25 protein-coding genes are annotated in these 25,261 nt (G+C 58.5%); 15 read left to right on the top strand and 10 right to left on the bottom strand.

The genetic code is table 11. The features are described 5' to 3' along the window. Positions 1 to 41 precede the first annotated feature (41 nt). The 3 genes from AS026_RS32270 to AS026_RS32260 form a co-directional block, all read right to left on the bottom strand. Complete coding sequence (locus tag AS026_RS32270) at positions 42 to 485, bottom strand: pseudoazurin (protein ID WP_062374561.1); 444 nt, start codon at positions 483 to 485, stop codon at positions 42 to 44. 348 nt (positions 486 to 833) lie between these two features. Beyond that, on the bottom strand, positions 834 to 2,777 hold the full coding sequence (locus AS026_RS32265; protein ID WP_062374560.1) for a PAS domain S-box protein: 1,944 nt from the start codon (positions 2,775 to 2,777) through the stop codon (positions 834 to 836). 18 nt (positions 2,778 to 2,795) lie between these two features. Continuing rightward, positions 2,796 to 3,524, bottom strand: a complete 729-nt coding sequence (locus tag AS026_RS32260; protein ID WP_062374558.1) for a Crp/Fnr family transcriptional regulator — start codon at positions 3,522 to 3,524, stop codon at positions 2,796 to 2,798. Between the two features lie 236 nt (positions 3,525 to 3,760). Here AS026_RS32260 and ccoN point away from each other — a divergent pair, with 236 nt between their 5' ends. The 9 genes from ccoN to ccoS all read left to right on the top strand — a co-directional run bounded on the left by ccoN (position 3,761) and on the right by ccoS (position 12,207). After that, the gene (ccoN, locus tag AS026_RS32255) at positions 3,761 to 5,383 is read left to right on the top strand and encodes a cytochrome-c oxidase, cbb3-type subunit I (protein WP_025662553.1); all 1,623 of its coding nucleotides are present in this window, start codon (positions 3,761 to 3,763) and stop codon (positions 5,381 to 5,383) included. 8 nt (positions 5,384 to 5,391) lie between these two features. Next, a complete protein-coding gene (ccoO, locus tag AS026_RS32250; protein ID WP_018860176.1) occupies positions 5,392 to 6,126 on the top strand; it encodes a cytochrome-c oxidase, cbb3-type subunit II in 735 nt (244 codons plus the stop codon). A 9-nt stretch (positions 6,127 to 6,135) separates the two neighbouring features. Continuing rightward, entirely contained in the window at positions 6,136 to 6,288 is a 153-nt protein-coding gene (locus tag AS026_RS32245) for a cbb3-type cytochrome c oxidase subunit 3 (protein ID WP_018860175.1), read from the top strand. A 1-nt stretch (position 6,289) separates the two neighbouring features. Further along, positions 6,290 to 7,153, top strand: coding sequence for a cytochrome-c oxidase, cbb3-type subunit III (gene ccoP, locus AS026_RS32240; protein WP_062374556.1), 864 nt, complete (start codon positions 6,290 to 6,292; stop codon positions 7,151 to 7,153). A gap of 11 nt (positions 7,154 to 7,164) precedes the next feature. Continuing rightward, positions 7,165 to 7,353 (top strand): hypothetical protein, encoded by a 189-nt coding sequence (locus tag AS026_RS32235; RefSeq protein WP_025662556.1) that lies wholly within the window; start codon positions 7,165 to 7,167, stop codon positions 7,351 to 7,353. Positions 7,354 to 7,716: 363 nt separating this feature from the next. Beyond that, positions 7,717 to 9,285: a cytochrome c oxidase accessory protein CcoG gene (ccoG, locus tag AS026_RS32230; protein ID WP_062374553.1), complete on the top strand. Its 1,569-nt coding sequence runs from the start codon at positions 7,717 to 7,719 to the stop codon at positions 9,283 to 9,285. Further along, positions 9,282 to 9,767 (top strand): FixH family protein, encoded by a 486-nt coding sequence (locus tag AS026_RS32225; RefSeq protein WP_062374550.1) that lies wholly within the window; start codon positions 9,282 to 9,284, stop codon positions 9,765 to 9,767. Before ccoG ends, AS026_RS32225 begins: the two co-directional genes overlap by 4 nt. Continuing rightward, positions 9,764 to 12,052 (top strand): cation-translocating P-type ATPase, encoded by a 2,289-nt coding sequence (locus AS026_RS32220; protein WP_062374549.1) that lies wholly within the window; start codon positions 9,764 to 9,766, stop codon positions 12,050 to 12,052. The genes AS026_RS32225 and AS026_RS32220 overlap by 4 nt, the downstream gene beginning before the upstream one ends. After that, a complete protein-coding gene (ccoS, locus tag AS026_RS32215; protein ID WP_062374546.1) occupies positions 12,049 to 12,207 on the top strand; it encodes a cbb3-type cytochrome oxidase assembly protein CcoS in 159 nt (52 codons plus the stop codon). Before AS026_RS32220 ends, ccoS begins: the two co-directional genes overlap by 4 nt. 174 nt (positions 12,208 to 12,381) lie before the next feature. Here the strand turns inward: ccoS and AS026_RS32210 are convergent, their stop codons facing one another. Together AS026_RS32210 and AS026_RS32205 are read right to left on the bottom strand one after the other, a co-directional pair. Then, positions 12,382 to 12,720, bottom strand: coding sequence for a type II toxin-antitoxin system RelE/ParE family toxin (locus AS026_RS32210; RefSeq protein ID WP_062374544.1), 339 nt, complete (start codon positions 12,718 to 12,720; stop codon positions 12,382 to 12,384). Beyond that, positions 12,717 to 12,977 carry a CopG family ribbon-helix-helix protein gene (locus AS026_RS32205; protein WP_062374542.1) on the bottom strand — a complete coding sequence of 87 codons (261 nt, stop codon included), beginning with the start codon at positions 12,975 to 12,977 and terminating at the stop codon, positions 12,717 to 12,719. The genes AS026_RS32210 and AS026_RS32205 overlap by 4 nt, the downstream gene beginning before the upstream one ends. A gap of 447 nt (positions 12,978 to 13,424) precedes the next feature. Here AS026_RS32205 and AS026_RS42140 point away from each other — a divergent pair, with 447 nt between their 5' ends. Next, positions 13,425 to 13,562 carry a hypothetical protein gene (locus AS026_RS42140; RefSeq protein WP_160330131.1) on the top strand — a complete coding sequence of 46 codons (138 nt, stop codon included), beginning with the start codon at positions 13,425 to 13,427 and terminating at the stop codon, positions 13,560 to 13,562. An 823-nt stretch (positions 13,563 to 14,385) separates the two neighbouring features. On the opposite strand, the gene AS026_RS32190 is transcribed toward AS026_RS42140, so the two are convergent. From AS026_RS32190 to AS026_RS42135, 5 genes are all read right to left on the bottom strand, one after another. Beyond that, positions 14,386 to 15,681, bottom strand: coding sequence for a M16 family metallopeptidase (locus AS026_RS32190; protein ID WP_062374532.1), 1,296 nt, complete (start codon positions 15,679 to 15,681; stop codon positions 14,386 to 14,388). 14 nt (positions 15,682 to 15,695) lie between these two features. Next, positions 15,696 to 17,825, bottom strand: a complete 2,130-nt coding sequence (locus AS026_RS32185) for a peptidase domain-containing ABC transporter (RefSeq protein WP_062374529.1) — start codon at positions 17,823 to 17,825, stop codon at positions 15,696 to 15,698. After that, entirely contained in the window at positions 17,822 to 19,108 is a 1,287-nt protein-coding gene (locus AS026_RS32180) for an HlyD family secretion protein (protein ID WP_062374526.1), read from the bottom strand. The genes AS026_RS32185 and AS026_RS32180 overlap by 4 nt, the downstream gene beginning before the upstream one ends. A 107-nt stretch (positions 19,109 to 19,215) precedes the next feature. Next, positions 19,216 to 19,485: a hypothetical protein gene (locus AS026_RS32175; RefSeq protein ID WP_062374524.1), complete on the bottom strand. Its 270-nt coding sequence runs from the start codon at positions 19,483 to 19,485 to the stop codon at positions 19,216 to 19,218. 20 nt (positions 19,486 to 19,505) lie between these two features. After that, the gene (locus AS026_RS42135) at positions 19,506 to 19,682 is read right to left on the bottom strand and encodes a hypothetical protein (RefSeq protein ID WP_160330130.1); all 177 of its coding nucleotides are present in this window, start codon (positions 19,680 to 19,682) and stop codon (positions 19,506 to 19,508) included. A gap of 820 nt (positions 19,683 to 20,502) precedes the next feature. On the opposite strand from AS026_RS42135, the gene AS026_RS32165 reads away from it, so the two are divergent. The 5 genes from AS026_RS32165 to AS026_RS32145 form a co-directional block, all read left to right on the top strand. After that, positions 20,503 to 21,261: a response regulator gene (locus AS026_RS32165; RefSeq protein WP_062374521.1), complete on the top strand. Its 759-nt coding sequence runs from the start codon at positions 20,503 to 20,505 to the stop codon at positions 21,259 to 21,261. Between the two features lie 62 nt (positions 21,262 to 21,323). Continuing rightward, positions 21,324 to 22,445, top strand: coding sequence for a c-type cytochrome biogenesis protein CcmI (gene ccmI / locus AS026_RS32160; RefSeq protein WP_062374519.1), 1,122 nt, complete (start codon positions 21,324 to 21,326; stop codon positions 22,443 to 22,445). Positions 22,446 to 22,449: 4 nt separating this feature from the next. Continuing rightward, entirely contained in the window at positions 22,450 to 22,902 is a 453-nt protein-coding gene (gene ccmE / locus AS026_RS32155) for a cytochrome c maturation protein CcmE (RefSeq protein WP_062374517.1), read from the top strand. Continuing rightward, positions 22,899 to 24,887 (top strand): heme lyase CcmF/NrfE family subunit, encoded by a 1,989-nt coding sequence (locus AS026_RS32150; protein ID WP_062371585.1) that lies wholly within the window; start codon positions 22,899 to 22,901, stop codon positions 24,885 to 24,887. Before ccmE ends, AS026_RS32150 begins: the two co-directional genes overlap by 4 nt. Beyond that, positions 24,884 to 25,261, top strand: a 378-nt coding sequence (locus AS026_RS32145) for a cytochrome c-type biogenesis protein (protein ID WP_062371587.1), incomplete at its 3' end; no start/stop codon positions are given. The genes AS026_RS32150 and AS026_RS32145, both read left to right, overlap by 4 nt.

The raw sequence follows: 25,261 nt of genomic DNA, 5'->3' as shown, positions 1-25,261 counted from the left end.
GCGCGGACTGGCGCAGCGCGCCAGCCCCTGCAGTTTGGGGGTTACTGGGTAACTTGTGCGAGGTCGGCGTCGAGACGCTTGCGTACCATGTTCGGTACCTTCGCGGTCTTGATCGCGTCCAGGTTTGCCGGCTTGTCGCCGACCTGGATCAGCGCCACCATGCCCATGCCGGCATGCGGCGTGCACTTGATAACGTAAGCGCCCGGAACGTCGAACTTGGTCTGAAACTGTTCGCTTGCCTTGGATTTGAACTCAGCCGCACCATCGGGGATGAGACCCTTGAACGTCTCGACATTGTGGCTCTTGTCCGTGGGCACGAAGGTGACGGTATCGCCGGGAGCGATCTTGACGAAGCTCGGTTCGAACACCATTGCGCCTGCGGTGCCCTTGTTGAGCATTTGTACCTGATGGTCTGCTGCCATGAGCGGGGCTGCAGAGGCGACAAGGGCTACCGTTGCAGCGATCAGGCCGAATTTCAAACGCATTGCTTATCTCCTATTCTACGGGGCCGAAACGTTGGCCTCGGGAACGGTTCTAGGGCATGCGGTTGCTGTCTTCTTTGACGCTCGTCAAATTTGGGCAACATCGGTTGCATATATTCGCACCGATGATGAACCGTTCAGTCGACCGGTGATAAGACGAAGAGACGGGAAAAGCGGGTCTCGTGCTCGACGACCGCCCTGGCCGCGTTCACTTCGTTCGAGATCACGATATCCGAGCAATTCATTGAGGCCACATCACTCGCCAGCCCGTCGGCTTGACGCCTGAGGAAGGCCAGTCTTCCAGCCCTCTTCAGGCAAGACGACAGATTCGGCCAATAGCGCGAATAGCGGTTACGATAGGCTCTGCTGCTGAGCCTTATCCAGCATGTCTCGAACCTTGAAGGCGAGATCGCGGGCCGTGTACGGTTTGCGCAGCCATTCAGCGCCGGGAATGACTTCGTTCGTCGCCAGTGCCGGCTCCGAGTAGCCGGATGTGAAAAGAATGGCGATGTCGGGCCTGAGGTCGCGAACCTCTCTTGCGAGCTCGTCTCCGGTCATCCCGCCTGGCATCACGATGTCCGTGAACAGCAGCGCGACGTCATCGTTCTCATAGAGCAGTTCAAGCGCGCGGCGTCCGTTCTCGGCTTCGAGCACCTGGTACCCCATGTCGGCAAGCCTCGCCAATGCCACCCGTCTCACCCGCGAATCGTCTTCGACGACCAGGATCCGCTCGGTTCCGCGGGGGAGGGCGCTTTCGACCGTGCCCCGATCCTGGCTTCCGGCGTCCGGCCTGGCGCCGCTTATTGCGGGCAGGTAGATCCGGATCGTGGTGCCCCGTCCGACCTCGCTGTAAATCTGAAGATGCCCGCCGGACTGTTTGACGAAGCCGTAGACCATGCTCAGTCCAAGGCCTGTTCCCGAGCCCACCTCCTTGGTGGTGAAGAACGGTTCGATGGCCCGTTTCTTCACGTCCGCCGTCATGCCGTCACCCGTGTCGGTCATGGCGATGAGCACGAAATTGCCGCTTCGCACCTCCGGATACATCTTCGCATAGTCGGCATCGAGGTGAGCGCGCGTGATTTCCGTTGTCAGGCTTCCGCCCCTGGGCATTGCGTCCCGCGCATTGAGGGCGATGTTGAGGATGGCGTTCTGAAGCTGGGAGCTGTCGACCAGCACGTTGAAGTCGGACCCGGAGAGAACCGTGGACAGCTTGATGTTTTCGCCCAACGTTCTGCGAAGGAGATCAGAGAAGCCGGTGACGAGTTGGCCGAGGTCGGCCTGTTTGGGGCTGAGGGGGTGGCGTCTGCCAAACGCCAGCAACTGTCCGGTCAGCTTGGCGCCGTCGGCCGCCGCATCCTGCGCCTCGCGCAGAATGTCGCGCAGCGGCCCTGGCGGCAGCTTGTCCTCGATCATTTCCAGATTTCCACTGATGACGGTCAGAAGGTTGTTGAAGTCGTGTGCGAGGCCTCCGGTCAACTGGCCAACGGCTTCCATCTTCTGCGCTTGGCGTAGATCTTCCTCGATCTTGAAGCGGCTGGTCAGATCGCGCACGAAACCCGTGAAGATGCGCTCGCCATCGGCGGTCGCTTCCCCGACATGAAGCTCCATGGGAAACTGCGAGCCGTCAGCGCGCCGGCCGGTGACGACCCGTCCGTAACCGATGATGCGCTTCTCGCCGGTGTGGAGATATCGGTCGATGTAGCCGTCATGTGCGTCACGGTAGGGGTTTGGCATGAGATTGCTGACATTGCGACCGCAGATATCCTCCGCGGCCATTCCGAACAGCGTTTCAGCGGCCTTGCTGAATGAAAGAACGATACCCTTCTGGTCGATGACGATCATTGCGTCGGGAACGGTATCCAGGATCGAAGTCAGGTGGGCCTCTCGCGATCGCACGACCTCTTCGGCCTTGCGCAGCGCGCTTACGTCGCTGTTGGCCTGGATGACCGCCGGCTCGCCGTCGGGAAGGTTGACCAGGACGCAACGGGTCGCGACGTTGATGTAATAGCCGCTCTTGTGGCGGTGAACGACCTCGCCTTGCCAGAAACCGCGCGACTTCAGATGCGTCCTTATATCATCCACGGATTCAGGGAACCGGGTGTCGAGCAGTTCGTCGACACTTTCTCCGACGGCTTCCTCCCGCGCCCATCCGTACATGCTTTCGCAACCGATCGACCAGTGGGTGATCGTACCTTCAAGGCGATGCACGATAATGTCGGCCCCGTCCAGCACGTGCACGAGCGCATCCAGCTCGTGGGGCGATGCGGTGCGTGGCGCTATCAATCGATGAGGCATGTCGGCTCTTTCAAGACATCAATGAACGCTACCCCTATGACAGGTCTTCTCCGAAAAATCATCAGAATTGCCGGACAGCTGGACGAGGCGGGATTGACTGACGATCCGGAGGTCATGCCTGCCTTCCGGGATGACGATATTCTTGGCGGCGAGCTTCGAGATGGTCCGCGAGACGGTTTCGATCGTGAGGCCGAGATAGTCGGCGATGTCCTGCCGGTTCATGGGGAGGCGCAGGAGACCCTTCTTGAGTTGCGACTCGCTGCGTAACGCCAGCTTCAAGATGAAGCTGCAAAGGCGTTCCTCGGCGTTCTTCTTGGAGAGAAGCACCATCTGGTCGTGGGCGGCAGCCGTCTCCTTGCAGAGCAGGTTGATGTAGGCTGGTCTCAAGGCGTCCGAGCGCGAAACCTCATCGTGGAAGGTTTTACGCGAAACCCGACGGATCTTACAGTCTGTAACAGCCTCGGCGGTGAACAAGAGGTCGCCTTGCAGGAAAGCGCCGACCACGTCGCCAGCGAACTGGAATGCTGTAATGACCCGGCGGCCTTCACCAATAATGCGGTGGAGCCGGACCACGCCTTCCACAATCTGGAAGAGGTGCTTGGCGGCGTCTCCCTCCCAGCAGATCGCCTCGCCAGCCTCGACCGTCTCGGTGGCCGACATCTGAAATACCGATGCCAGCGGCTGGTCACAGCTCAACTTGCTTGTGGCCTCTACGTTTTCGAAAGCGGTGTTGCCCTGCATCAGCATGTTCGTGCCCCTCGTTGATGTGAGGGCATAAGACATTGGTCCTGTCACACGGAAATGATCGGACTGTGAGAGTTGGTGCGACTTTGTAACAGTCTGTAACAGCAGCGCCTGGCCGGCAGCAAAGTCGCGTGTCGTTGACATAGATCAAGGAGCGTGGGTCCCCGCCATGACAGTCGTTCCCGAAAGTACGAGAAAGGCGGTCGCGGAGCGGTCGTCTGCGCACTGGGGACGACACCATGAACTACTCTACGGAAACGATGGCGGTCGCGGTTGCAGCATTTCTGGCACTGCTGGCCGCTGCATTCGCGCATGACCACCTTTTTGCTGTCCATATGAGCATCCTGTCATTCTGCTTATTGGCGGGCACCGTGCTCCTGATCAGGAGGATCGACTTCTCTCCTGCGGCACGAATTGCGAAGCCGGACACCTCGGGCTATTTCGACGAGGTCATCCGGTATGGGCTGATCGCCACTGTCTTCTGGGGAGTGGTCGGTTTTCTCGTCGGCGTCGTTGTCGCCGCGCAATTGGCGTTCCCGGATCTGAACATCGCGCCGTATCTGAACTTCGGGCGGCTTCGTCCTGTACACACCTCGGCGGTCATTTTCGCGTTCGGCGGTAACGCCCTCATCATGACGTCGTTCTATGTTGTTCAACGCACCTGTCAGGCGCGGCTCTTCGGAGGAAGCCTGCCCTGGTTCGTCTTCTGGGGCTACCAGCTCTTCATCGTCATGGCCGCGACCGGATACGTCCTGGGCATCACCCAGGCACGCGAATACGCAGAACCCGAATGGTATGTGGACATCTGGCTGACGATCGTCTGGGTGGCGTATCTCGTGGTTTACCTGGGGACGATCCTGAGGCGCAAGGAACCACATATCTATGTGGCGAACTGGTTCTATCTCGGCTTTATCGTGACGATCGCGATGCTCCACGTCGTGAACAACCTCGCTGTTCCGGCGTCGTTCCTCGGCTCGAAGAGCTATTCCGCGTTCTCAGGCGTGCAGGACGCACTGACCCAGTGGTGGTACGGACACAACGCCGTGGGCTTCTTCCTTACCGCCGGCTTCCTCGGGATGATGTATTACTTTGTTCCAAAGCAGGCAAACCGTCCGATCTATTCGTATCGCTTGTCGATCATCCACTTCTGGGCCCTGATCTTCATGTACATCTGGGCTGGACCGCATCACCTGCACTACACTGCACTTCCCGACTGGGCACAGACCCTCGGCATGGTGTTTTCGGTCATGCTCTGGATGCCTTCCTGGGGTGGCATGATCAACGGCCTCATGACCCTGTCGGGCGCCTGGGACAAGATCCGGACAGATCCCATCATCCGCATGATGATCGTTGCAATCGCCTTCTATGGCATGTCGACCTTCGAGGGTCCGATGATGTCGGTGAAGACAGTCAATTCGCTCAGCCACTACACGGAATGGACCATCGGTCACGTCCATTCGGGCGCGCTCGGATGGGTTGGGATGATCACGTTCGGCGCGGTCTACTATCTGACGCCAAAGCTCTGGGGTCGCGAGCGGCTTTACAGCCTGCGCATGGTCAACTGGCACTTCTGGCTCGCGACCCTTGGCATTGTCGTTTACGCGGCCGTCCTTTGGGTCGCCGGCATCCAGCAGGGTCTGATGTGGCGTGAGTACAATTCGCAGGGCTTCCTGGTGTATTCGTTCGCCGAAACCGTCGCAGCGATGTTCCCCTACTATGTCCTGCGTGTCGCCGGGGGTGCTCTCTATCTGGCTGGCGGTCTGGTTATGGCCTGGAACATCTACATGACCATCCGCGGCCACCTGCGAAACGAAGCAGCAATTCCCACCGCCTACGTGCCCCAGGCACAGCCTGCCGAGTGAGGTGAAACATGGCATCGATACTGGACAAACATCAGATCCTCGAGAAGAACGCGACGCTTCTTCTCGTCGGCTCGCTCCTCGTGGTCAGCATCGGCGGCATCGTCGAGATCGCGCCACTGTTTTACCTGCAGAACACAATCGAGAAGGTTGAAGGGATGCGCCCCTACACACCGCTCGAGCTTGCGGGTCGCAACATCTACATCCGCGAAGGCTGCTACCTTTGCCACAGCCAGATGATCCGGCCATTCCGCGACGAAGTCGAACGATATGGCCACTATTCGCTCGCTGCGGAATCCATGTACGACCACCCGTTCCAGTGGGGCTCGAAGCGCACCGGTCCGGACCTTGCCCGCGTTGGCGGCCGCTATTCGAACGAATGGCACGTCCAGCACCTCGCAAATCCGCGAGCGGTCGTGCCGGAATCGATCATGCCGAGCTACTCCTTCCTGAAGGAGCAGGAGGTCACGGTGAAGGACGTCGGCATGGACCTCAAGGCAAACGAGGATGTCGGCGTACCCTACACGCAGGACATGCTTGCCAACGCCGAAGCCGACATGAAAGTCCAGGCCGACCCGAACGGCGATACCACAGCACTCCTTGAAAGATATCCGAAGGCGAAGGTTGGCGACTTCGACGGCGATCCGTCGAAGCTGACCGAAATGGATGCCCTTGTGGCTTATCTGCAGATGCTTGGCACGCTCGTCGACTTCTCGACCTACGACGACGCCACCGGTTATCGATGAGGTGAACTGATGGAAACCTATACCGCTATGCGGCACTTCGCCGACAGTTGGGGCCTCCTGGCGATGGCAGCGTTCTTCGTTGGGGCCGTGATCTTCACCCTTCGTCCTGGCAGCGGCCGGACTGCGAAGGATGCTGCCAGCATTCCCCTAAAGGACGATTGAGATGTCGGAAAAACATATTGATGAAATCAGTGGCGTCGAAACGACCGGACACGAATGGGACGGCATCCGCGAACTCAACAATCCGATGCCGAGATGGTGGGTGTGGACATTCTATGTCACGATCCTGTGGGCGGTCGCATACGCTGTCGCCTATCCTGCCATTCCGATGATTACCTCGGCGACGAAAGGCTATCTGGGATTTTCCAGCCGCGCGGAGCTTCAGCAGGATCTTAATCAGGCAAAGGTCGCGCAGACGAAGTTCCACGACATGATCGCGGCAAAGACGGTTCAGGAGATCGATGCCGATCCTTCGCTTCGCGAATTCGCGATCGCGGGCGGCGCCTCGGCATTCAAGGTCAACTGTGCTCCCTGCCATGGATCCGGCGCAAGCGGCGGACCGGGATTCCCGAACCTCAACGACGACGACTGGCTCTGGGGCGGAGACCTCGATTCAATTCAGGCAACCATCGCCCATGGCGTGCGCTACGAAGCGGACGCCGACACCCATGTGTCCGAAATGCCGGCATTCCGTGACATGCTGGATCCCGTACAGACCAAGCAGGTTGCGGCCTATGTATGGAGCCTGACGAACACGCCTTCCGACGCGTCCGGCGCGGAGGCTGGCAAGCAGATCTTCCTCGATAATTGTGCTGCATGTCACGGGGAAGATGCCAAGGGCAAACTTGAGATGGGCGCCCCGAATCTCGCGGACGCGATCTGGCTCAAAGGAAGCGGCGAAGATGCCATCGTCCGTCAGGTTATGGCACCCAGGCACGGCGTGATGCCGGCATGGGCGGGCCGACTGGGTGACACTGCCGTCAAGGAACTCACGGTATTCGTCCATTCGCTGGGCGGCGGTCAGTAGAGGAGATCACAATGACGACGCACGACCACAATCCATTGCTTGGCCTTTATGGTACCCCTCGCGCGGTGATCCATTCCCGAGTCTCCGCACGCACCAGCAAGACGACGAATCCTGCAAGCGAACAGGAGGACGCGCAAAAAATGGGCAATTCGATCGTCAGTTTGATCTGCCTCAAGGACCAGAAGCCGACCAGTCGTTAGAAGCATGACTGTCCAGCGGGATGTAAATGCGCACATCCCGCCCCAGTAAACTCCGGGCTGTACCTTCGAAGGTACGGCCTCTTTTTTTGCATCGCGGCTGAGGCTTGCCTGCGGTGGCCCCCAAAGGCAGCAAGATCGCGGATCGTTTGACCTGGCTCAAACAGAGCAGGGCCGAGCTCTGCTATGTTTGCTGTGTCTAGTGGAGGTCACATCGCGGACCTCCTTCCGCGATCCCTCCGGGCCACGCCAGCTCTCCAAGGCGTGGCCCTCCCTTTTTCGGGAACCGCCCGGATTATTGATCTGCGTCAAGGAACCGGGATCGGCAAGATGGGAAAACGGCCGGGTGAAATTCGGACGAGCCCAATGAACCTCTACACCGCGCCAGATCCAGACAACGTCGAACGCGTCAATGCCGAGCCGGTCAATGCACGCCGCAATCGCCAGCCGCTTTATGCGCCGCGAAAGAAGATATTTCCCAAGCGTGCGGAAGGCCGCTTCCGCAGGTTCAAATGGCTCGTGATGCTGGTTACCCTCGGCATCTACTATATCTCTCCCTGGATCAGGTGGGACCGTGGCCCTTACGCGCCCGATCAGGCCATCCTTATTGACCTCTCGTCGCGACGATTCTTCTTTTTCTTCATCGAGATCTGGCCACAGGAATTCTACTACGTCGCCGGTCTGCTGGTGATGGCAGGTTTCGGATTGTTCCTGGTTACGTCTGCCATCGGCCGCGCCTGGTGCGGATACGCCTGTCCCCAAACCGTCTGGGTAGACCTTTTCCTTGTTATCGAGCGCGCGATCGAAGGGGATCGCAACGCGCGAATGAAGCTGGACGCCGGTCCCTGGACGCTCGGCAAGATGCGCAAGCGCATCCTGAAACACACGGTCTGGCTCTTGATCGGCATTGCAACAGGCGGCGCCTGGATTTTCTATTTTGCCGATGCTCCGTCGCTCGCCGTCTCACTGTTTTCCGGCACGGCACCCGTCGTCGCATACGCCACTGTCGCCACTCTCACCTTCACCACGTATGTTCTCGGCGGGCTCATGCGAGAGCAGGTCTGTACCTACATGTGCCCATGGCCGCGTATCCAAGGGGCGATGCTCGACGAGAATTCCCTTGTCGTCACCTACAATGACTGGCGCGGCGAACAACGATCGCGCCACGCCAAGAAGGCCCAGGCGGCGGGTCAGGCGGTTGGCGACTGTGTCGATTGCAACGCCTGTGTGGCCGTATGCCCGATGGGAATAGACATCCGCGATGGGCAGCAGATGGAGTGTATCACCTGCGCGCTCTGCATCGATGCCTGCGACAGCGTCATGGACAAGATTGGAAAGCCGCGCGGGCTGATCGCCTATGCGACGCTCAGTGAATATGCGGGCAACATGGCAATCGCCACTGATGGTGGCAGGGCGCCCGTCCAGCCGGCGAAGGTGCGCAATGTTGATGGAACCTTCATTGCCGGGATCCGCCACTTCAACTGGCGGGTCATCGCTCGGCCCCGGCTTCTATTCTACGCCGCCGTCTGGGCCTCGATCGGCCTGGCCATGCTGATCCACCTGTCGATGCGTGAACGCCTCGAACTCAACGTCGTCCACGATCGCAATCCGCAGTATGTCCTTGAGAGCGACGGCTCCATTCGCAACGGCTACACGCTTCGAATTCTCAACATGGTTCCCGCTCCGAGGAAGATCGACCTCTCCATCTCGGGCCTGGAAGGTGCGACGATGCGCATTCCGGAATTGAGCAAGACGGAGGCCCGCAACTTCAGCATAGCTGCTGCGCCTGACGCGGTCACCGCGCTCAAGGTCTTCGTAACCCGAAAGCAGACCGGCGCCGCCGTCAACGAGTTTCTGTTCTCGATCGAGGACGAAGGCCATTCCGATCGCGCGACCTACCGCGCGGCGTTCAACGCACCAGGAGAGAACAGATGACTGCTCGCACCCATGGCTTCACTGGCCGCCACATGTTGTTCGTCACGTCTGCATTCTTCGCCGTGGTGATCGGGGTGAACGTGACCATGGCGTGGTTGGCCTCGTCCAGCTGGAGCGGCCTCGTCGTGGAAAACACCTATGTGGCCAGCCAGGAATTCAACAAGAAGGCGGCCGCAATAAAGGCGCTGGCGGCTACCGGGATCTCCGGCAGCATCTCGATGTCGCATGGAGTGTTCCACTACAACCTCAGGAACCGCGATGGGTCGCCGGCTGCGGCGGATATAGTTGTCGCCAACTTCAAGCGCCCCGTGGGCGATCACGAGGATTTCAATATCTCGCTCGAAAAGGCTGGCGAAGGCAGCTTCACGACAAGCCGTCACGTGCCTTCAGGCGACTGGATCGTCGAACTGATTTCGCGCCGAGGCGATGCCGTCGTCATGCACGAGGCCGTTCGATTTGATACTGCGGGGTTCGGCCAATGACCTGCTGCACAATGGACGCCGACGGCGTGCTGGCAATGAGTGCGACATCCTTCAGTTCCGAAGAAGTTACCCTGGCCAGTCACCCACTCGGTTCCGGTCTCTTCCAGCTCGATCTCAGCGTCCCGGATGCTCACTGCGGAGCCTGCATCGCGACGATTGAAAGGGCACTTGCAAAATTGCCCTTCGTTCGCAAGGCGAGAGTAAATCTAACATCCCGTCGCGTCAGTTGCGTATATGCCAAGGAGGTTGAGGGGCGGCCGACGGACCCTGCGGAAATCATCAACGCTGTAAATTCGGTGGGCTACCGAGCTCATCTGTTCGCGCCCGTTGCAGCGGAAAACGACAAGACCAGGAACCAGCTTCTTCTGGCAGTTGGCGTCGCAGGATTCGCGGCCGCAAACATCATGCTGCTTTCGGTGTCGGTTTGGTCAGGAGCAGATGCCGCCACCCGCGATATGTTCCATTGGATTTCCGCGATGATCGCAGCACCGGCACTGGTATACGCAGGTCGTTTCTTCTTCCAGTCGGCATGGAACGCATTGCGGCACGGCCGCACGAACATGGACGTTCCGATCTCGCTCGCAGTGACGCTGTCTTATGCTGTCTCTCTGTGGGAGACGATGCACCACGGCGAGCACGCCTGGTTCGACGCGACAGTCTCGCTGCTCTTTTTCCTTCTTATCGGCAGGACGCTTGATCACATCATGCGAGAGAAGGCGAGGGCCGCGATCAACGGCCTCGCGAGAATCTCTCCGCGTGGCGCTCTCGTGGTGTCCCCCGACGGCTCGCGTCGCTACGTCGCGATCGAAGACATTTCAGTTGGCGACGAAGTCGCCGTTGCTGCCGGCGACCGTATTCCGGTCGATGGTCTCGTCTCCAAGGGGGAAAGCGACCTGGATCTTTCGATCGTCACCGGCGAAAGCAACCCGGTGGCGGTTTCAGAAGGCGCCGCCGTAAGTTCGGGAGCGATGAACCTGACCGGCTCGCTGGTGGTTCGGGCGACGAAGCTCGCCAGGGATTCGCTGCTTGCGGAGATCATCAACCTGATGGAAGCTGCCGAGGGAGGGCGCGCCCGTTACCGACGCATCGCTGATCGTGCTGCGGCCTTGTACTCGCCTGTAGTGCATCTGCTTGCCCTCGTCTCATTTCTCGCCTGGGGGTTCCTGGGCGGAGACTGGAAGCAGGCCATGCTTGTGGCGGTGGCCGTTCTTATCATCACGTGCCCCTGCGCACTCGGCCTTGCTGTTCCTGTCGTACAGGTTGTTGCCGCAGGAGAATTGTTCCGGAAGGGTATAATGGTGAAGGATGGCTCGGCGCTGGAACGTCTGGCCGAGATTGACACGGTCGCATTCGACAAGACAGGAACACTGACGCTCGGAACCCCGCGCCTTGTGAAAACCGTGGCGGACGGCGACGCCGACGTCGCGCTCGCGGCGGGGATGGCACTCCACTCCAGGCACCCGCTCTCTCAAGCCCTTGCGCGCGGCGCCCCGATAGCTCCCATGCCGTTCGACCGCGTGAGCGAGATCCCGGGCGGTGGTCTGGAAGCACGTCACGGAGACGGGCACTACCGTCTGGGTAGCGCTGCCTTCGCCTGTGCGCAAACCTCAAACTCGGCCTCGCCCGATAGTCCCCTTTCGGAGGTTGTCCTTACGAGCGACGGCGTCGTGAAAGCTCGCTTCTTCTTCGAAGACGTGGTGCGGCCGGGCGCAGAAGAGACGATCGCCAGACTTGATGCAGGACGTTTTGAGACATTCATCTTCTCGGGTGATCGTCAGTCTGTCGTCGACGCTACGGCGGCCAAGCTTGGCGTTCGTCGTGCAGTCGGCGCCTTGTCGCCAAAGCAGAAAGTCGACGAATGCGAGACCCTGAACGAAAGTGGACGACGGGTCTTTATGGTCGGGGATGGTATCAACGACGCGCCGGCCCTTGCCGCTGCACATGTTTCCATGGCGCCGGCCTCGGCCTCCGATATCGGGCGCCAAGCCGCGGATCTCGTGTTCTTTACCGAACGCCTCGATGCAGTTACCGAGGCTATCCAGATCGCACGACAATCGGCGGCATTGATCAGGCAGAATTTCGCCCTGGCGATCGGCTATAACCTTTTGGCGGTTCCGATTGCCATAGCTGGTCTCGCCACGCCCCTGATTGCCGCGGTTGCGATGTCCACTTCTTCCATCATCGTCGTGACAAACGCTCTCCGTCTCACTGCCTTTGGAACCCGTCCCTTATCGCGGCTTTCAAGGGAGCCAGTTGCGCTCGCCAAGGAGATAAAGACGGCATGAACATGCTCATCTACCTCATACCGATTGCCCTCTTCATGGGGGGCATAGGGCTCGCGGCTTTCCTCTGGTCGCTGAAGAGCGGCCAGTATGACGATTTACAAGGTGCAGCATGGCGAGTGCTCGCCGACGACGAGGCCGATAGCTCGAAACGGTGAAGGAGGGAACAGAAGCCTGTCACGAATCCGGCGCACTGGGGGCGGAGCTGTTTCGACAAGGGGGAAGCCGACGGTCTTCTGGCCCTGGTCGAACTGGAAAGAACTATGCTCCCTTCATAATACGCTTGTCCGGAATCTCCTCATGTGAGGTAGCAACTGCCACCAGAGAAGGAATTACTTGAAGCGAGGATCGGTACTAGGTTGTTCGAGGTCGAAATCGTCGTCGATCTCAACGCGTGGCGGACGTTCGCGGCCGTGACGGATCGCGAAAATCGAAATCTCGTCGTCCAGAATCTCGTAATCAAGGAGATATGGTCCCATGACAAAGCGTAAAACTCCAGGAACGGGAATCTCGTCGTTGAACTTTCCCATCTCCGGAAAGCGACTGAGTCCTTGCCTAAGCCGCTTGATGTCATCAGCAAATTGTTGAGCTGCTCTGGGACTTCCCGATTTAAGATATTTCGCTTCGCGCCTTACGTATTCTCGTGCCTTAGGAGAGAGGGTGACTTTCAAGCAGCCGCTCCCTTGACGATCGCATCGACTTCGTCAATCACGTCGTCAAGATCATGCCCCAGCCCGTTTTCAATATCCCGCCTTGCCTGAGCGAGTTCGATAATCTCGCGCCCCTCTGCGGCCAAATATGATTTCAGAGCACGGACAAAGACCCAGCTTCGGCTACGATCGCATATTTCGGCGATCTCTTCGATTTCAGATAGCACATCTAGCGGCAGCCGCATGGTGATCGGATCTGACAGCTCACGTTCTGACATCGTTTTTACCTCTGTTTGTAATACAGGGAAGATACTTCATCGGCCGACTAACGTCAAATTCAACGACCGATCGACTCTTCGCGGACAACCTGGCTCATATGTCTGGATGACGACATCAACGGCAGCTCGCTGTTGTTGGAGTGCCGAGATCCGCCTCCGGAGGTCATCGATCTCAGCGGCAATTTTGGCACTCTTCCGCTTCAATTCGTCAGCAACTAGAACCATACAACCGCTCCTTTAGGATCGGAGAGATCCTAAGAGTTCGGTAGCTTCGAGCCTGGTGACAATTGCCACCTCATTCCGCAGTTTTGCCCCGGTGAGCAGATTGTCGCGGAAGGAGAGATCGCAACCCATGTCTTATGGGTCTGAGCGGCTTGATGCGAGTGACGCGCTCGGAAAGCTCGCGCCGTGAGACCGACATCTCCCTTTGCGAACGCGGAGACATCTTTGGCGAACACCAGGTTGCCGAGGGAGGTTGTTACGCTCAAGGCGCCCTGGGCGGCAGACTTCACGGAGATCGCGATGATCGACTTGCCGAAAATTCGGGCGCTTGCCGAGAGGAGCCTTGAACTCAAGCGCAATTGATGCACTTTATGGCGCCGCATCGCCATGCAGCGCTTGAGTGCCTGGCAGGAGATCGCCTCCACACCGCGGCCTAGCCGCTTTAGTTCGTTGTCCACCTTTCCAAATGCCGCCCACTTGGCCCGGCCTCTTACGAGCGGGGCTTTTTTAGGGCGATATTCATCCGTACACAGAACGCGATCCGGTTTCGATCCTAGGCATCGAATAGCGACGACGGAAACTCAGCGGTTATTCGGCTCGGTCCCGCGAGGCGGATTGCCACGGCTTCTCGCAGGAGAGCAAAGCGAAGCTCCAATGCGGTGATCTCCGGTGACTTTGGCAGCTTGGTCAATTCAGTTGCGAAAAGATCGAACTCCCTTCCGAGTGAGGTTTCATCAAAAGGCGTGTTCACTTGCTCTCGACCGATGTTTGCTTGAAGACTCAACGGCCATGGACTTACAGCGAGTGCTGCGAATGCGCTTAATCTGCGAGTGGTCATGCTGCATATCCAATTAAAAATCTCGCGGGCGGCGTAGAAAATTACGCCGGCTCCGGAAGCTCCGAGGGGTTTACCCGCGAGGGGGCGTGCCGGAGCATCCCGGTGTCCGGTGGTTTGGACGGCACAAGTTATGCGGGACAGGGCGGGCTTGGATAGTGGACAAAGGTCCTGAAGCCATCAGACCCGAGTCCGATCTGTTTCGGACTAAGGTCTGATATTGTGGACTTGAACGCTCTTGTTCAAACCTTCCTTTCCAGTCAGTCGCAAACTCCGGCTCCTGCTGACCCGCAAGGCACGCGACATCGATCCGACCGACCTGTGGTCGCCAACAGTCACCCATATTCCAATTTATCGATCGGAAGACGCGCTCCCGAGCACCGACCTGATTGCGGTCAGCATCACCTCTTCGTAGTCAATGGGTTCTGGTTGACCGACAACAGCGATTGTGGGTTTCGCCATACCAATGAGTGTCGATGCGGCCTCCCTCACATCTCGCGTCGTGACGCTTCGGATTCGATTGATCTCATCTTCCGGGGATACGATCGCGCCAAATGACAGCATAGCTGTGCCTACCATGCGGGCCGCGTCAAACGGTGTTTCCCGGGCGCGGACGAGGTTGACGAGGCATTTGTTTCTTCCACGATGTACGGCCTCGTCATTGTCCGCCGCTGCCGTCTTCGAAAGTTCAATGCCCATCAGCCGGAGGGCATCTCGAACATGAGTTGCCGATGTCGCCGCATACATGCCGAATAAACCGAAGTCGGAACCGTGTTCTGACCACGCTCCGACCTCATACGCCAGACCATGGTCCCGCCGGATTGATCTGAACAAGGGGGACGACATTCCCGTTCCCAATGCCTCCGCAAGGACTTGAACCGCGTAGCGATGACGGTCACCTGCCCATGCCGTTGGGAACGCGCAGGCTACGATAGACTGACTTAGCTCCGATCGGGTCTGCAGAAAAAGTCCGCCTGAGTAGGCCGCCTTGGGTGCTTCTTTACGCGTTCGGCTGGAGACCTGCATAGGATCCAGAAACCGGTTGGCCAGCACAACCAAATCATGGTGGGATATGCCGCCAGCCGCTATCAGTATCATGTTTTCCGGCTGATAGTTCTCGACGACGAAGTCCATCAGATCTGCACTGCTTAGCCGTGCCACTGTCTCTGGGGTGCCCAGAACTGATTTTCCGAGGCTCTGATCGGGATAGGCCCTCTGCGCCAACCCCGCCAGCGCGCTGACCGCGGCATCATCCTGGGCTTGCAGAATTTCTTGTAGAATGATCTGTCTCTCGACATCCATATCTTCAGGGTCGAGGCGAGGGGATGTCACGACCTCTGCCAGGATCGCGACCGCTTCAGGAAGCATTTCCTTTAGCCCCTCAACATAATAGAGCGTGTAGTCCTTGCTCGTAACCGCGTTGATTGTCGCCCCGAGGCTTTCAATCCGCTGTGTAATCTCATCGGACGCGTGGTGCCGTGTGCCCTTGAATGCCATGTGTTCGAGAAAATGGGCAGTTCCATGAGCGGCTCCATCCACCCTGGAACCGGCCCTGATCATAATTGCGACCACGGCGCTTTCAAAATCCCTGAACGCGATCGAGACAACTTGAAGGCCGTTTGCAAGGCAGGAGTGGTCGATATTCATGGCAACTCCAAATTCTATCGCTCAGTCATATAGGATTTCTTGATGTCCCTAGGCACTACCGTTATCCGGCCATTATTGACTTCGATCAGAGTTGTCGCGCGATTCATCAGTGCTGGCCTATGCGCAATCACGATGCGGGTGATGGTCATCTCCGACAAAATATCCGCTATGGCTTCCTCTGCTTGTTCATCCAGATTTGCCGTACCTTCGTCCAACAGAAGAAGCTGCGGCTGCCGGTACAAAGCCCGCGCCAACAGCACGCGTTGACGTTGTCCTCCCGAGAGCGAGGACCCCATATCGCCTATAAGTGATCGATATTGCATAGGCATGCGAATTATATCGTCATGAACATTCGCCGCCATAGCTGCTTCGATAACACGATCCATACTAAGATCAGCTTGAAAGAACGCGATGTTGTCGGCAATAGAACCGGACAAAAGGCGATCATCTTGCATGACTGCGCCAATCTGGCGCCGGTACAATTGCCAATGTTGCGGAGATACTGGACTTCCATTGACGAGCACTTTGCCGGCGACGGGATAGTGCAAGCCCAGGAGAACTTTGAACAGGGTGGTTTTGCCGCCCCCTGACGGACCCGTGATCGCCACGAATTCTCCGGGCTCGATTTTGAAGTTTACGCTGTCCAGAATAAGTGGTTCAGCCGAGGCATAACGAAAGGACACGTTCACCATTTCAAGTGTGCCGATCGTCTTGTCGTAAGAAACTCCCAGCTCGTCTGCCGCTTCCGTAGGGGTTGTGACGATGTCAGCCAAGCGGTCCAGATGCACTTTCAGAAGTCTGAACTGAACGATCTCACCGATGAGCGAGGCAATCCTGTCGCTGAAGGTTTGCCGGAATGAGAGAAAGGCCATTAGCATTCCGATCGAGAAGCCACTGCCGGTGAGTATTAGCCGAGCGCCGACATAGACAACAGCGACGCTCTGCAGGCCGATAACGGCTGATTGAATTGCTTTGAGGACGACCTCGAGGCGGTCAAATCGCAATGCGGTATTGATCGCTTCGGCGTAACGGTTCCGCCAGTTGGCCTCGCGATCTATCTCACCGCCAAGGACCTTGATGGTAGTGGCGCCGCGCACAGTCTCCATCAGATAGGACTGTTCTACCGCGGAACTAATGAGTTGCTCGTTAGATCTCTCTTTCATAAAAGGATAGAAAAATGCTGTGACAAACAGATAAATAAGCAGTGAAAACAACACTATAACAGTGAGTTGCGTTGAATAGGCAAGCAATATTATGGCGGCAATAATTGCCATCGTGCCATCGATCGCCACGCCGATCATTCCGTGCGTCAAGGCTTCCTGTATAGACTTGGTCGAGCCCATTCGGGACAAGATATCTCCGACATGACGCTTCTCGAAGAACAAGGCAGGTAAGCGGAGGAGGTGCCGAAATATGTTACCGACGATCTGATAGAGAACAGTGGCCCCTAATACGTGCAGGCTCCAATTGCGGAGGGCCTCGGTCAGAGCGTAAACGACGACCAGAAGGGCGAAACCCGCTGCCACCACGGCGAGGAAATCGAGGTCACCTTGCTCTACTGCTTGGTCGATGACCAATTGGATCTGAAAAGGGATAGCGAAGGCTGCCAGCTGGAGAGCGGCAGAAAGCGCCAGCACCTGTAGGCCGACAGGCCAAACGCCCGTTATCTTTGACCACAGATGCGATGGCTTGAGAGGGGAAAGTGCGGCTATCCTGGAGAAATCGGCGCTTGGGGTGAGCTCAAGCACAACGCCAGTGAAATGGTCAGAGAGGGCGTCTCTCGACAATGTCCGTATCCCGAAAGCGGGATCGTGGATAACCGCTTTTCTTCGGCCGATCCGTTTCAGGACAACAAAGTGATTGAGGTCCCAATGGAGGATCGCCGGCAATTTGACCTTGGACAGGGTGTGGATTTCCGTCCGGAATGCCCTTGGGGCGAGATGCATCTGGCTGGTGATGTGCATCAAGGTCCTTAAGGTCATCCCGTTCTGAGAAACCTCGAACCGCTGACGAAAGCCGTTTAGATCCAAGCTGTGACCGTAATACCGGCAAATCATCGCGACACATGCCAAACCACACTCAGCTTGTTCTGCGGTCTGGACGATCGGCAAGCGGTCGGGAAGTCGAGGCAATAGACGGTTCATTGCAGCCGTCTCACGGCATATAGGGGATCGAGCAGCCACTCGAAAAGAGTGCGTCGCTCAATGACAAGGTCTGCGGACAGAAGCATTCCCGGACGGATCTGAATCTGATGCCCATAAGCCCGGATTTGGGAGCTGGCCAAGGTGGCTCTTACTCGAAAGGCCGGCTCATTCGGCGCGACGCCGGGTGTAGAAATTTCACCGGGTGCGAGTATCGTTCGCGATACGGATCGGACCGTTGCCTTGGCTGTCCCAAATTTTTGATAGGGAAACGCCTGGTATCGTACGCGAACTTCCTGCCCGGCCACCACAAAACCCGCGGCGCGGGATGGAAAATATAACTCAACTTCCAGCGCGCTACCTGCGGGGACGATGACAGCAAGCGTCGCTCCGGCTGCCACGTCTTGTCCAACCACCACAGGGACGGCGACAACTTGGCCGCTAACAGGCGCGGTGACTTCGTAAGAATTCAACAACGCCGTCTTAAGTTGCTTTTGCTCCAATTCGGCATCGATCGCGCGCGCTTTCGCCTCTGACGCCTTTATCTCGAATGGCAGGCCGTCCAAATTCGCTCTGACGTCCGTTATCCGACTTTCGAGATCCAAAGTGGTTCCTTGGGCTTCGGAGAGATCCTGCTGAGCGATCAGGAGTTCGAGCTGCGCCTTTTCTCCATCTGTCGCTGTTATCGCGCCCTTCAGGACAAGTTGAGCGGTTCTAGCTGCTCGGGTTTCGAGAAGCGCAACCCGCTGCACTATCGTCTGCTCGTGTTGTTTTGCCACCTCCAGTGCTGACTCCAGAACCCCAATCTGTCCCGATAGGCGGAACTGTTCTGTTCTGAGCTTTTCAAGTGAAAGTCTCTCTTGCTCTCGGTTAGAGTCGATTTCAACGCCCGCGCTGCGCCAAAGCATTCGGCCAACATCGTTTGACTGAAAAGATGACGTCACCTTCATCATCGCAACCTTTGAACCGGCGTCGACATCGGTCCCATCGTCGATGCTGAGGCTTTCAATAATTCCTCCATGCCGCGCCTGTATCCGGATCAGGCCCGCTTGAGGCACAACCCACCCTTCAACAACCTCGATCCGTGAATAGGTCGCCGTGGCAACAAACACTGCCGCCGTTAGAATGGTCGAAAACAGCACAGCGCCCAACAGCGTGAAAGACAGCGGGATTGCTAATTGTACCTCGCCTTTGAGGCCGTTGCGCTGGCTGACAAACACCTCATCGCGAAACACATTGGGTGGGTCAAGACCCGCTGGGCTTTGCCCTGAATCGTTCTTCTGCAATCGGGCTTCCGGCGGCCTAGGAAAAGAACCAGTCCCACTAACGCTAGTTTGCACTGGGAGGGGACGCGTCCCCCCAGTGCTCAGCGTCAGCTATTTTGAGAGCGGCGCTATTTTTTGCCGCCACCGCCACTCAGCCCACCCCGAATTCCACCTGCAATGGCGCCTCCGACGCCACCAGCTATCGCCCCGTGGCCGATACTTCCACCGACGGACGCAGCGCCAGCCGCTCCCCCGATCGCGCCGGAAAAGCCGCCGATAGCGGCGCCTTTGGCGGCGTCGCCAATTCTGCCTCCGCCGGAAACGACATCAAGCATCTCATCCGAAAGCAGCTGGAAGTCGTCATCTACAGTGATGTCTGTCGAAAGCGCATGCTGCATTGTCTCTTCCTCTCATTTTTCTACTGATTGAAGAATCTCGCGACGGGGCCATAGAGCAGGACAGCAAGTGCGACTACGATTGATATTGCAATCACGTTGACGTTCATTCCGATGTATTGCAGCGCAATACAAGCAAGGACCGTGAATGAGACAGTCCAGAAAACCTGTAGCGCGAGACTTACAATTCTGACGTACATCTTTTCACTCCAAACTGCGTTGCAAATGGAATGCGAGGACGTAGAGGATTATTCTGATTTGATATTCTTTACCGACGTCACCGCTTGCTCACGTCGCGTCCTTACCATTTGAATAGTGTCGAAGGAGTTCCAGGTTTCATATCCGTAGAACTACCAATGAGAGTATCTTCGACGTTCTCCGGCAGGTGGATCGCATGCTGCGGCAATCAGAAGCGCCAAGGTTCGTCTCCTCGGGAGATGTCTCGTCTCGTGGTCGCATCAACAGCGATTTTCTGGGCCAGACGCATGCCATCTCTGATGATGGCACTCGCACCAAGCACATCCTTATGACATGCCATAGCGCGCCTACGCTCGCGGCGAAGGTGGCGAGCAACATCCGCATGCTCGAGTTCAACGGGGAAAAGACAGAGGCTATCGGACGCGACAAAGGCGAACTGATAAGGTCACTATCTGCCGGGCTGATAACGTTCACAGAGAACGAAGTTCAGCTCAGCATCACCCATGTACTAAAGAATACGGCCGGACCAGTCCTGTTCACCGAGGGAGTAACGGACGAAATTATACTCGAAACTGCTTGGACCAAATTCTACCCAGACGCTCCCCGCCCATTCGACATCCAAGGGACTTTTGGTTGCGGTTCCAGGGGGTGCTGTTGCGAGAGTGCTCCATCTACGCAAATCATCCAGGTCGACCCTTTTCGGGCTATTTGATTTTGATGAAGCGTATAGCCAGTTGTTTTGCGGACAGAAAAGCATAACCGGCATCAACTGCCTGCGAACCGGTGGCATTGTCTCTCATCCTACGGTATCTGGATGGAAGAATGACAGCAGGGCACAAGGCACAGATGGACGCTGACCGTATTCTGGTCGTCGACGATGACGCGCGCATAAGACAGATGCTAGTTCGCTATTTTGAGGACAACGGATTCCGCGTGACAGCCGTCGGTAACGGCACAGCCATGCGCTCCGAATTGGCAAGGGAATCCTACGCGGCCATATTCCTCGACCTGGTACTGCCGAACGGAGAGAACGGTCTCGAACTGCTGCGTGAGCTTCGTGGCACCTCTGACGTGCCGGTCCTGATGCTGACCGGGCAGGACGATGTCACCGACAAGGTGGTTGGCCTTGAGGTCGGCGCCGACGACTACATTGCCAAGCCCTTCCATCTCAGGGAGCTTCTTGCGAGGCTTAGGACCGTGCTGAGAAGGCGCACCCCCTCGGTCCTGGCTTCCCAGTCCGGCGCCCTCGACGAGGAAAACCTGGAGTTTGAAGGCTGGAGGCTCGACGTCTCGCGAAGGCGGCTCACCTCGCCCCTGGGCGCCGACGTGTCCCTGACCACCGGCGAGTTCGACATGTTGCTCGTGTTTGTCCGAAACCGGGGTCGTGTGCTGTCGCGTGACAAGCTCATGGACCTGACCCGAAACCGGAATCTCGAGGCCTTCGACCGGGCGATCGACGCCCAGATCGTCCGGCTACGCAAGAAGATCGAGACAGATCCCAAGAGCCCGGAGCTCATACAATCCGTACGCGGCGTGGGTTATGTGTTTACGGGGCGGCCAAGCTACTCTTCCAGTATTTGATCTTCGTCAATGTGCGCCTTGCGGGTTTGGCTATTTTCCGACCAGCAACGGCGTCAGGAAAAATGACTATCTGGATCCTCTTCGCGGTGATGACGACCGCAACAACAGCCATACTGCTGCATCCATTTTCTTCGGGGCGTGCTCGGCCGATACAAGCAAGGGGAGCCGACAAGCTCTACCGAAAGCAGCTTCTGGAACTCGAAAACGAGCTTGCATCCGGAGACATTCTGCCAACTGAATACGAGTTGGCCCGGGCAGAGACAGCGCGGCGCCTTTTCAAGGAGAGCGAAGCGACAGAACGCCGTTTATCGGTAAAACGGCCCGGTTACTGGCTCCGTCCTGTCGTCGTCGCTTTTCTTCCCTTGCTGAGTGTCGGGCTGTACGTCTCCCTTGGCTCGCCCGACATGCCTTCACGCCCCCTGCAAGCAAGGCTGGCAAACCCGGGACAGGATTTCGCAATTCTCGTAAGGAAGACCGAAGACCATCTTTCTCGCAGCCCGGATGACGGCCGCGGATGGGACGTTATAGCACCTGTCTATCTCCGAATGGGCCGCGCAGCCGATTCGGAGCGAGCTTACCGGAACGCGCTTCGTCTCCTCGGACCGCAGGTTTCGAGGCTCGAGGGACTGGCGGCGGCGTTGATAACGCAGTCTGGCGGGGCGGTTGCCGAGGACCTTCATGGGGTTCTCTTGCAGATACTGGCTATTGAACCAGACAACCCACGCGCAAAATTCTATCTGGCACTCGGCCAGGAGCAGGCTGGCAGTCAGGCTGAAGCAAGGCGTGCTTTCGAGGCAATAGCCAGGAGTTCTCCGGCAGATGCGCCCTGGCTGCCGCTCGTCAACGAGCACATTGCCAAGAATGGAGGCCCTGTTGCCGCCACAGGGAGAAAGGGGTCGGACCGACCAAAAGGCGAACGCGGCCTTTCGACCACACAGAACCCTGATGCGGCAGAGCCGCAGTACACGATACAGGCGATGGTCCAAAGCCTTGATAGCAGGCTTCGGGCTGAGCCCAACAATTTCGACGGCTTCATGCGGCTTGTGCGTTCTTATGCCGTGCTGAACGAAAGAACACGCGCGGTCGACGCGTTGCAGCGCGGGCTCGCGGTCTTCCCTGCGACGGGCGAACAAGGAAAGCAACTGGTCGCACTGGCGCGCGAACTTGGCATTGAGAGGGAATGACGGAATGACACGCAAGCAAAAGCGCCTGGCGGTGATCGGTGGCGGCATGAGCTTCATCATTGCCGCCGTGCTCCTCGTCATGTTCGCCTTCAGCCAGTCGGTGGCCTATTTCTATATGCCGTCCGATCTGGCGAAAACGCCGGTGGCACCGGAAACCCGCATACGTCTCGGTGGCCTCGTGGGTGAGGGCAGTATCGTGCGCGGGAACGGATCGACAGTTCTATTCGCTGTCACCGACCCCAGCGGAGAGAGCGTCCGGGTCAGGTACGCCGGCATTCTTCCCGACCTCTTTCGCGAGGGGCAGGGCGTGGTGACCGAAGGCCGGTTCGAAGGGGCGAGCCATGAATTCGTCGCCGATACGGTGCTCGCCAAGCACGACGAGAAATACATGCCGAAGGAAGTCGCCGACAAGTTGAAAGAGCAGGGGCTGTGGCAACACGCGGGAGAACCGCAATGATCATCGAGATCGGTCACTATGCCCTGATCCTGGCGCTGGCGACGGCGCTCGTGGTCTCCGTCGTGCCGGTGATCGGTGCAAGGCGCCTCGACCGTGCGATGATGGATCTGGCCTCCGTCGGGTCCCTGGCTATGTTCGCGCTGGTGGCGTTCTCCTTCGGAGTCCTGACCTACGCCCATGTCGTTTCCGACTTTTCGGTCGCCAACGTCTGGGAGAACTCCCATTCGCTGGTGCCGCTGCTGTTCAAATTGTCAGGTGTCTGGGGCAATCACGAGGGCTCGATGATGCTCTGGCTGCTGATCCTGGTGCTGTTCAGCGCCCTGGTCGCGCTCTTCGGACGGAATTTGCCCGATACGCTGCGGGCAAACGTGCTCGCCGTGCAGGCCTGGATATCGGTCGCCTTCATCCTGTTCATCCTACTGACCTCCAATCCCTTCATGCGGCTGGATCCGGCTCCGGCCGAGGGGAAGGACCTCAACCCGGTGCTGCAGGACGTCGGTCTGGCGATCCACCCGCCGCTGCTCTATCTCGGCTATGTCGGCTTCTCCGTCTGTTTCTCCTTTGCCGTGGCTGCCCTTCTCGAAGGCCGCATCGATGCCGCCTGGGCGCGCTGGGTGCGGCCCTGGACGCTGGCCGCCTGGACGTTCCTGACGCTTGGCATCGCCATGGGCTCCTACTGGGCCTATTACGAGCTCGGCTGGGGCGGCTGGTGGTTCTGGGATCCGGTCGAGAATGCCTCCTTCATGCCCTGGCTTGCCGGGACCGCGCTGCTGCATTCGGCGCTCGTCATGGAAAAGCGCGAGGCGCTGAAGATCTGGACGGTGCTGCTTGCCATCCTGACCTTCTCGCTGTCGCTGATGGGCACGTTCCTCGTGCGCTCGGGGGTTCTGACCTCGGTGCACGCCTTTGCCAGCGATCCGACCCGCGGCGTCTTCGTCCTGTTCATTCTGCTGATCTTCATCGGCGGGTCGCTGTCGCTCTTTGCCTTCCGTGCGCCGCAGCTCTCGGCCGGCGGCCTGTTTGCGCCGATCTCGCGCGAAGGGGCGCTTGTCCTCAACAACCTGATCCTCACCGTCGCCTGCGGCACGGTGCTGACAGGCACGCTCTATCCGCTGCTTTTGGAGACGCTGACCGGTGACAAGATCTCGGTCGGGCCGCCCTTCTTCAACATGACCTTCGGCCTGCTGATGGCGCCGCTGCTGGTCATCGTTCCCTTTGGCCCGCTGCTCGCCTGGAAGCGCGGCGATCTGCTCGCTGTTCTGCAGCGGCTCTATCTGGTCGCGATCCTGGCTTTTGTTGTTGCGGTGGTCTTCTTCTATGTCCAGCACGGCGGTCCCGTGCTTGCCGTGCTCGGGCTGGCTGGAGCGCTGTTCCTGATCTTCGGCGCGATCGCCGATCTGTGGTATCGCGCCGGCGTCGGCAAGGTCGCGGCCTCCGTCGCCTGGAGACGCCTTGCCGGCCTGCCGCGCTCGGCCTTCGGCACGGCGCTCGCGCATGCCGGGCTTGGTGTTGCCGTCCTCGGCATCGTCGCGGTGACCACCTTCGAAACCGAGCATGTCATCGAGATGAAGTCCGGCCAGAGCGTGGAAGCCGGCGGCTACGCCGTGCGGTTCGACGGCATGAAGCCGGCGACCGGACCGAACTACAGCGAAGAGCGCGGTCACTTCACCATCAGCCGCGGCGGCGTCGAGGTTGCCGATGTCTGGTCGTCCAAGCGGATCTACACGGCGCGGCAGATGCCGACGACGGAAGCCGGCATCGTGACGTTCGGGCTGAGCCAGCTCTATGTGTCGCTCGGCGATCCGACGAACGACGGTGGCATGGTCGTGCGCATCTGGTGGAAGCCCTTCATTCTCTGCATCTGGGGTGGCGCGGTGATCATGGCGATCGGCGGCTTCGTGTCGCTGAGCGACCGGCGCCTGCGTGTCGGGGCGCCGAACCGCAGGGCAAAGCCGCTGCGTCCTGCCATGGAGCCGGCCGAATGATGAGGCGTCTGCTCCTGGTGATAGCGATAGTTCTGTCGGCCGCGCCGGCCTTTGCCGTCAATCCGGACGAGGTTCTTGCCGATCCGGCGCTCGAGGCGCGCGCCCGGGCGATCTCCGCCGAACTGCGCTGCATGGTCTGCCAGAACCAGTCGATCGACGATTCCAATGCCGAGCTTGCGAAGGACCTGCGCCTGTTGGTGCGCGAGCGGTTGACCAATGGCGATACGAACGAACAGGTAATGAACTACATCGTCTCGCGCTACGGCGAGTTCGTGCTGTTGAAGCCGCGCTTCGAAACGAAGACGATCCTTCTGTGGGGCGCGCCGCTCCTGCTCGCCGTCGCAGGCGGCCTCTCGCTGATCGTCTTCGCACGG

Origin of the sequence: Rhizobium altiplani (assembly GCF_001542405.1) — a bacterium.
GTDB lineage: Bacteria > Pseudomonadota > Alphaproteobacteria > Rhizobiales > Rhizobiaceae > Rhizobium > Rhizobium altiplani.
This window is presented reverse-complemented; position numbering and strand designations above follow the sequence as displayed.

Bases quoted from the DNA above. Each gene is read 5' to 3' on its own strand.
- AS026_RS32190 (WP_062374532.1), bottom strand. From the start codon at position 15,681: ATGAATATCGACCACTCCTGCCTTGCAAACGGCCTTCAAGTTGTCTCG.
- AS026_RS32260 (WP_062374558.1), bottom strand. From the start codon at position 3,524: ATGCTGATGCAGGGCAACACCGCTTTCGAAAACGTAGAGGCCACAAGC.
- ccoN (WP_025662553.1), top strand. From the start codon at position 3,761: ATGAACTACTCTACGGAAACGATGGCGGTCGCGGTTGCAGCATTTCTG.
- AS026_RS32235 (WP_025662556.1), top strand. From the start codon at position 7,165: ATGACGACGCACGACCACAATCCATTGCTTGGCCTTTATGGTACCCCT.
- AS026_RS42135 (WP_160330130.1), bottom strand. From the start codon at position 19,682: ATGTACGTCAGAATTGTAAGTCTCGCGCTACAGGTTTTCTGGACTGTC.
- AS026_RS32205 (WP_062374542.1), bottom strand. From the start codon at position 12,977: ATGTCAGAACGTGAGCTGTCAGATCCGATCACCATGCGGCTGCCGCTA.
- ccoS (WP_062374546.1), top strand. From the start codon at position 12,049: ATGAACATGCTCATCTACCTCATACCGATTGCCCTCTTCATGGGGGGC.
- AS026_RS32220 (WP_062374549.1), top strand. From the start codon at position 9,764: ATGACCTGCTGCACAATGGACGCCGACGGCGTGCTGGCAATGAGTGCG.
- AS026_RS32150 (WP_062371585.1), top strand. From the start codon at position 22,899: ATGATCATCGAGATCGGTCACTATGCCCTGATCCTGGCGCTGGCGACG.
- ccoO (WP_018860176.1), top strand. From the start codon at position 5,392: ATGGCATCGATACTGGACAAACATCAGATCCTCGAGAAGAACGCGACG.
- ccmI (WP_062374519.1), top strand. From the start codon at position 21,324: ATGACTATCTGGATCCTCTTCGCGGTGATGACGACCGCAACAACAGCC.
- ccmE (WP_062374517.1), top strand. From the start codon at position 22,450: ATGACACGCAAGCAAAAGCGCCTGGCGGTGATCGGTGGCGGCATGAGC.
- AS026_RS32245 (WP_018860175.1), top strand. From the start codon at position 6,136: ATGGAAACCTATACCGCTATGCGGCACTTCGCCGACAGTTGGGGCCTC.
- AS026_RS32270 (WP_062374561.1), bottom strand. From the start codon at position 485: ATGCGTTTGAAATTCGGCCTGATCGCTGCAACGGTAGCCCTTGTCGCC.
- AS026_RS32265 (WP_062374560.1), bottom strand. From the start codon at position 2,777: ATGCCTCATCGATTGATAGCGCCACGCACCGCATCGCCCCACGAGCTG.
- ccoP (WP_062374556.1), top strand. From the start codon at position 6,290: ATGTCGGAAAAACATATTGATGAAATCAGTGGCGTCGAAACGACCGGA.
- ccoG (WP_062374553.1), top strand. From the start codon at position 7,717: ATGAACCTCTACACCGCGCCAGATCCAGACAACGTCGAACGCGTCAAT.
- AS026_RS32175 (WP_062374524.1), bottom strand. From the start codon at position 19,485: ATGCAGCATGCGCTTTCGACAGACATCACTGTAGATGACGACTTCCAG.
- AS026_RS32225 (WP_062374550.1), top strand. From the start codon at position 9,282: ATGACTGCTCGCACCCATGGCTTCACTGGCCGCCACATGTTGTTCGTC.
- AS026_RS32185 (WP_062374529.1), bottom strand. From the start codon at position 17,825: ATGAACCGTCTATTGCCTCGACTTCCCGACCGCTTGCCGATCGTCCAG.
- AS026_RS32165 (WP_062374521.1), top strand. From the start codon at position 20,503: ATGACAGCAGGGCACAAGGCACAGATGGACGCTGACCGTATTCTGGTC.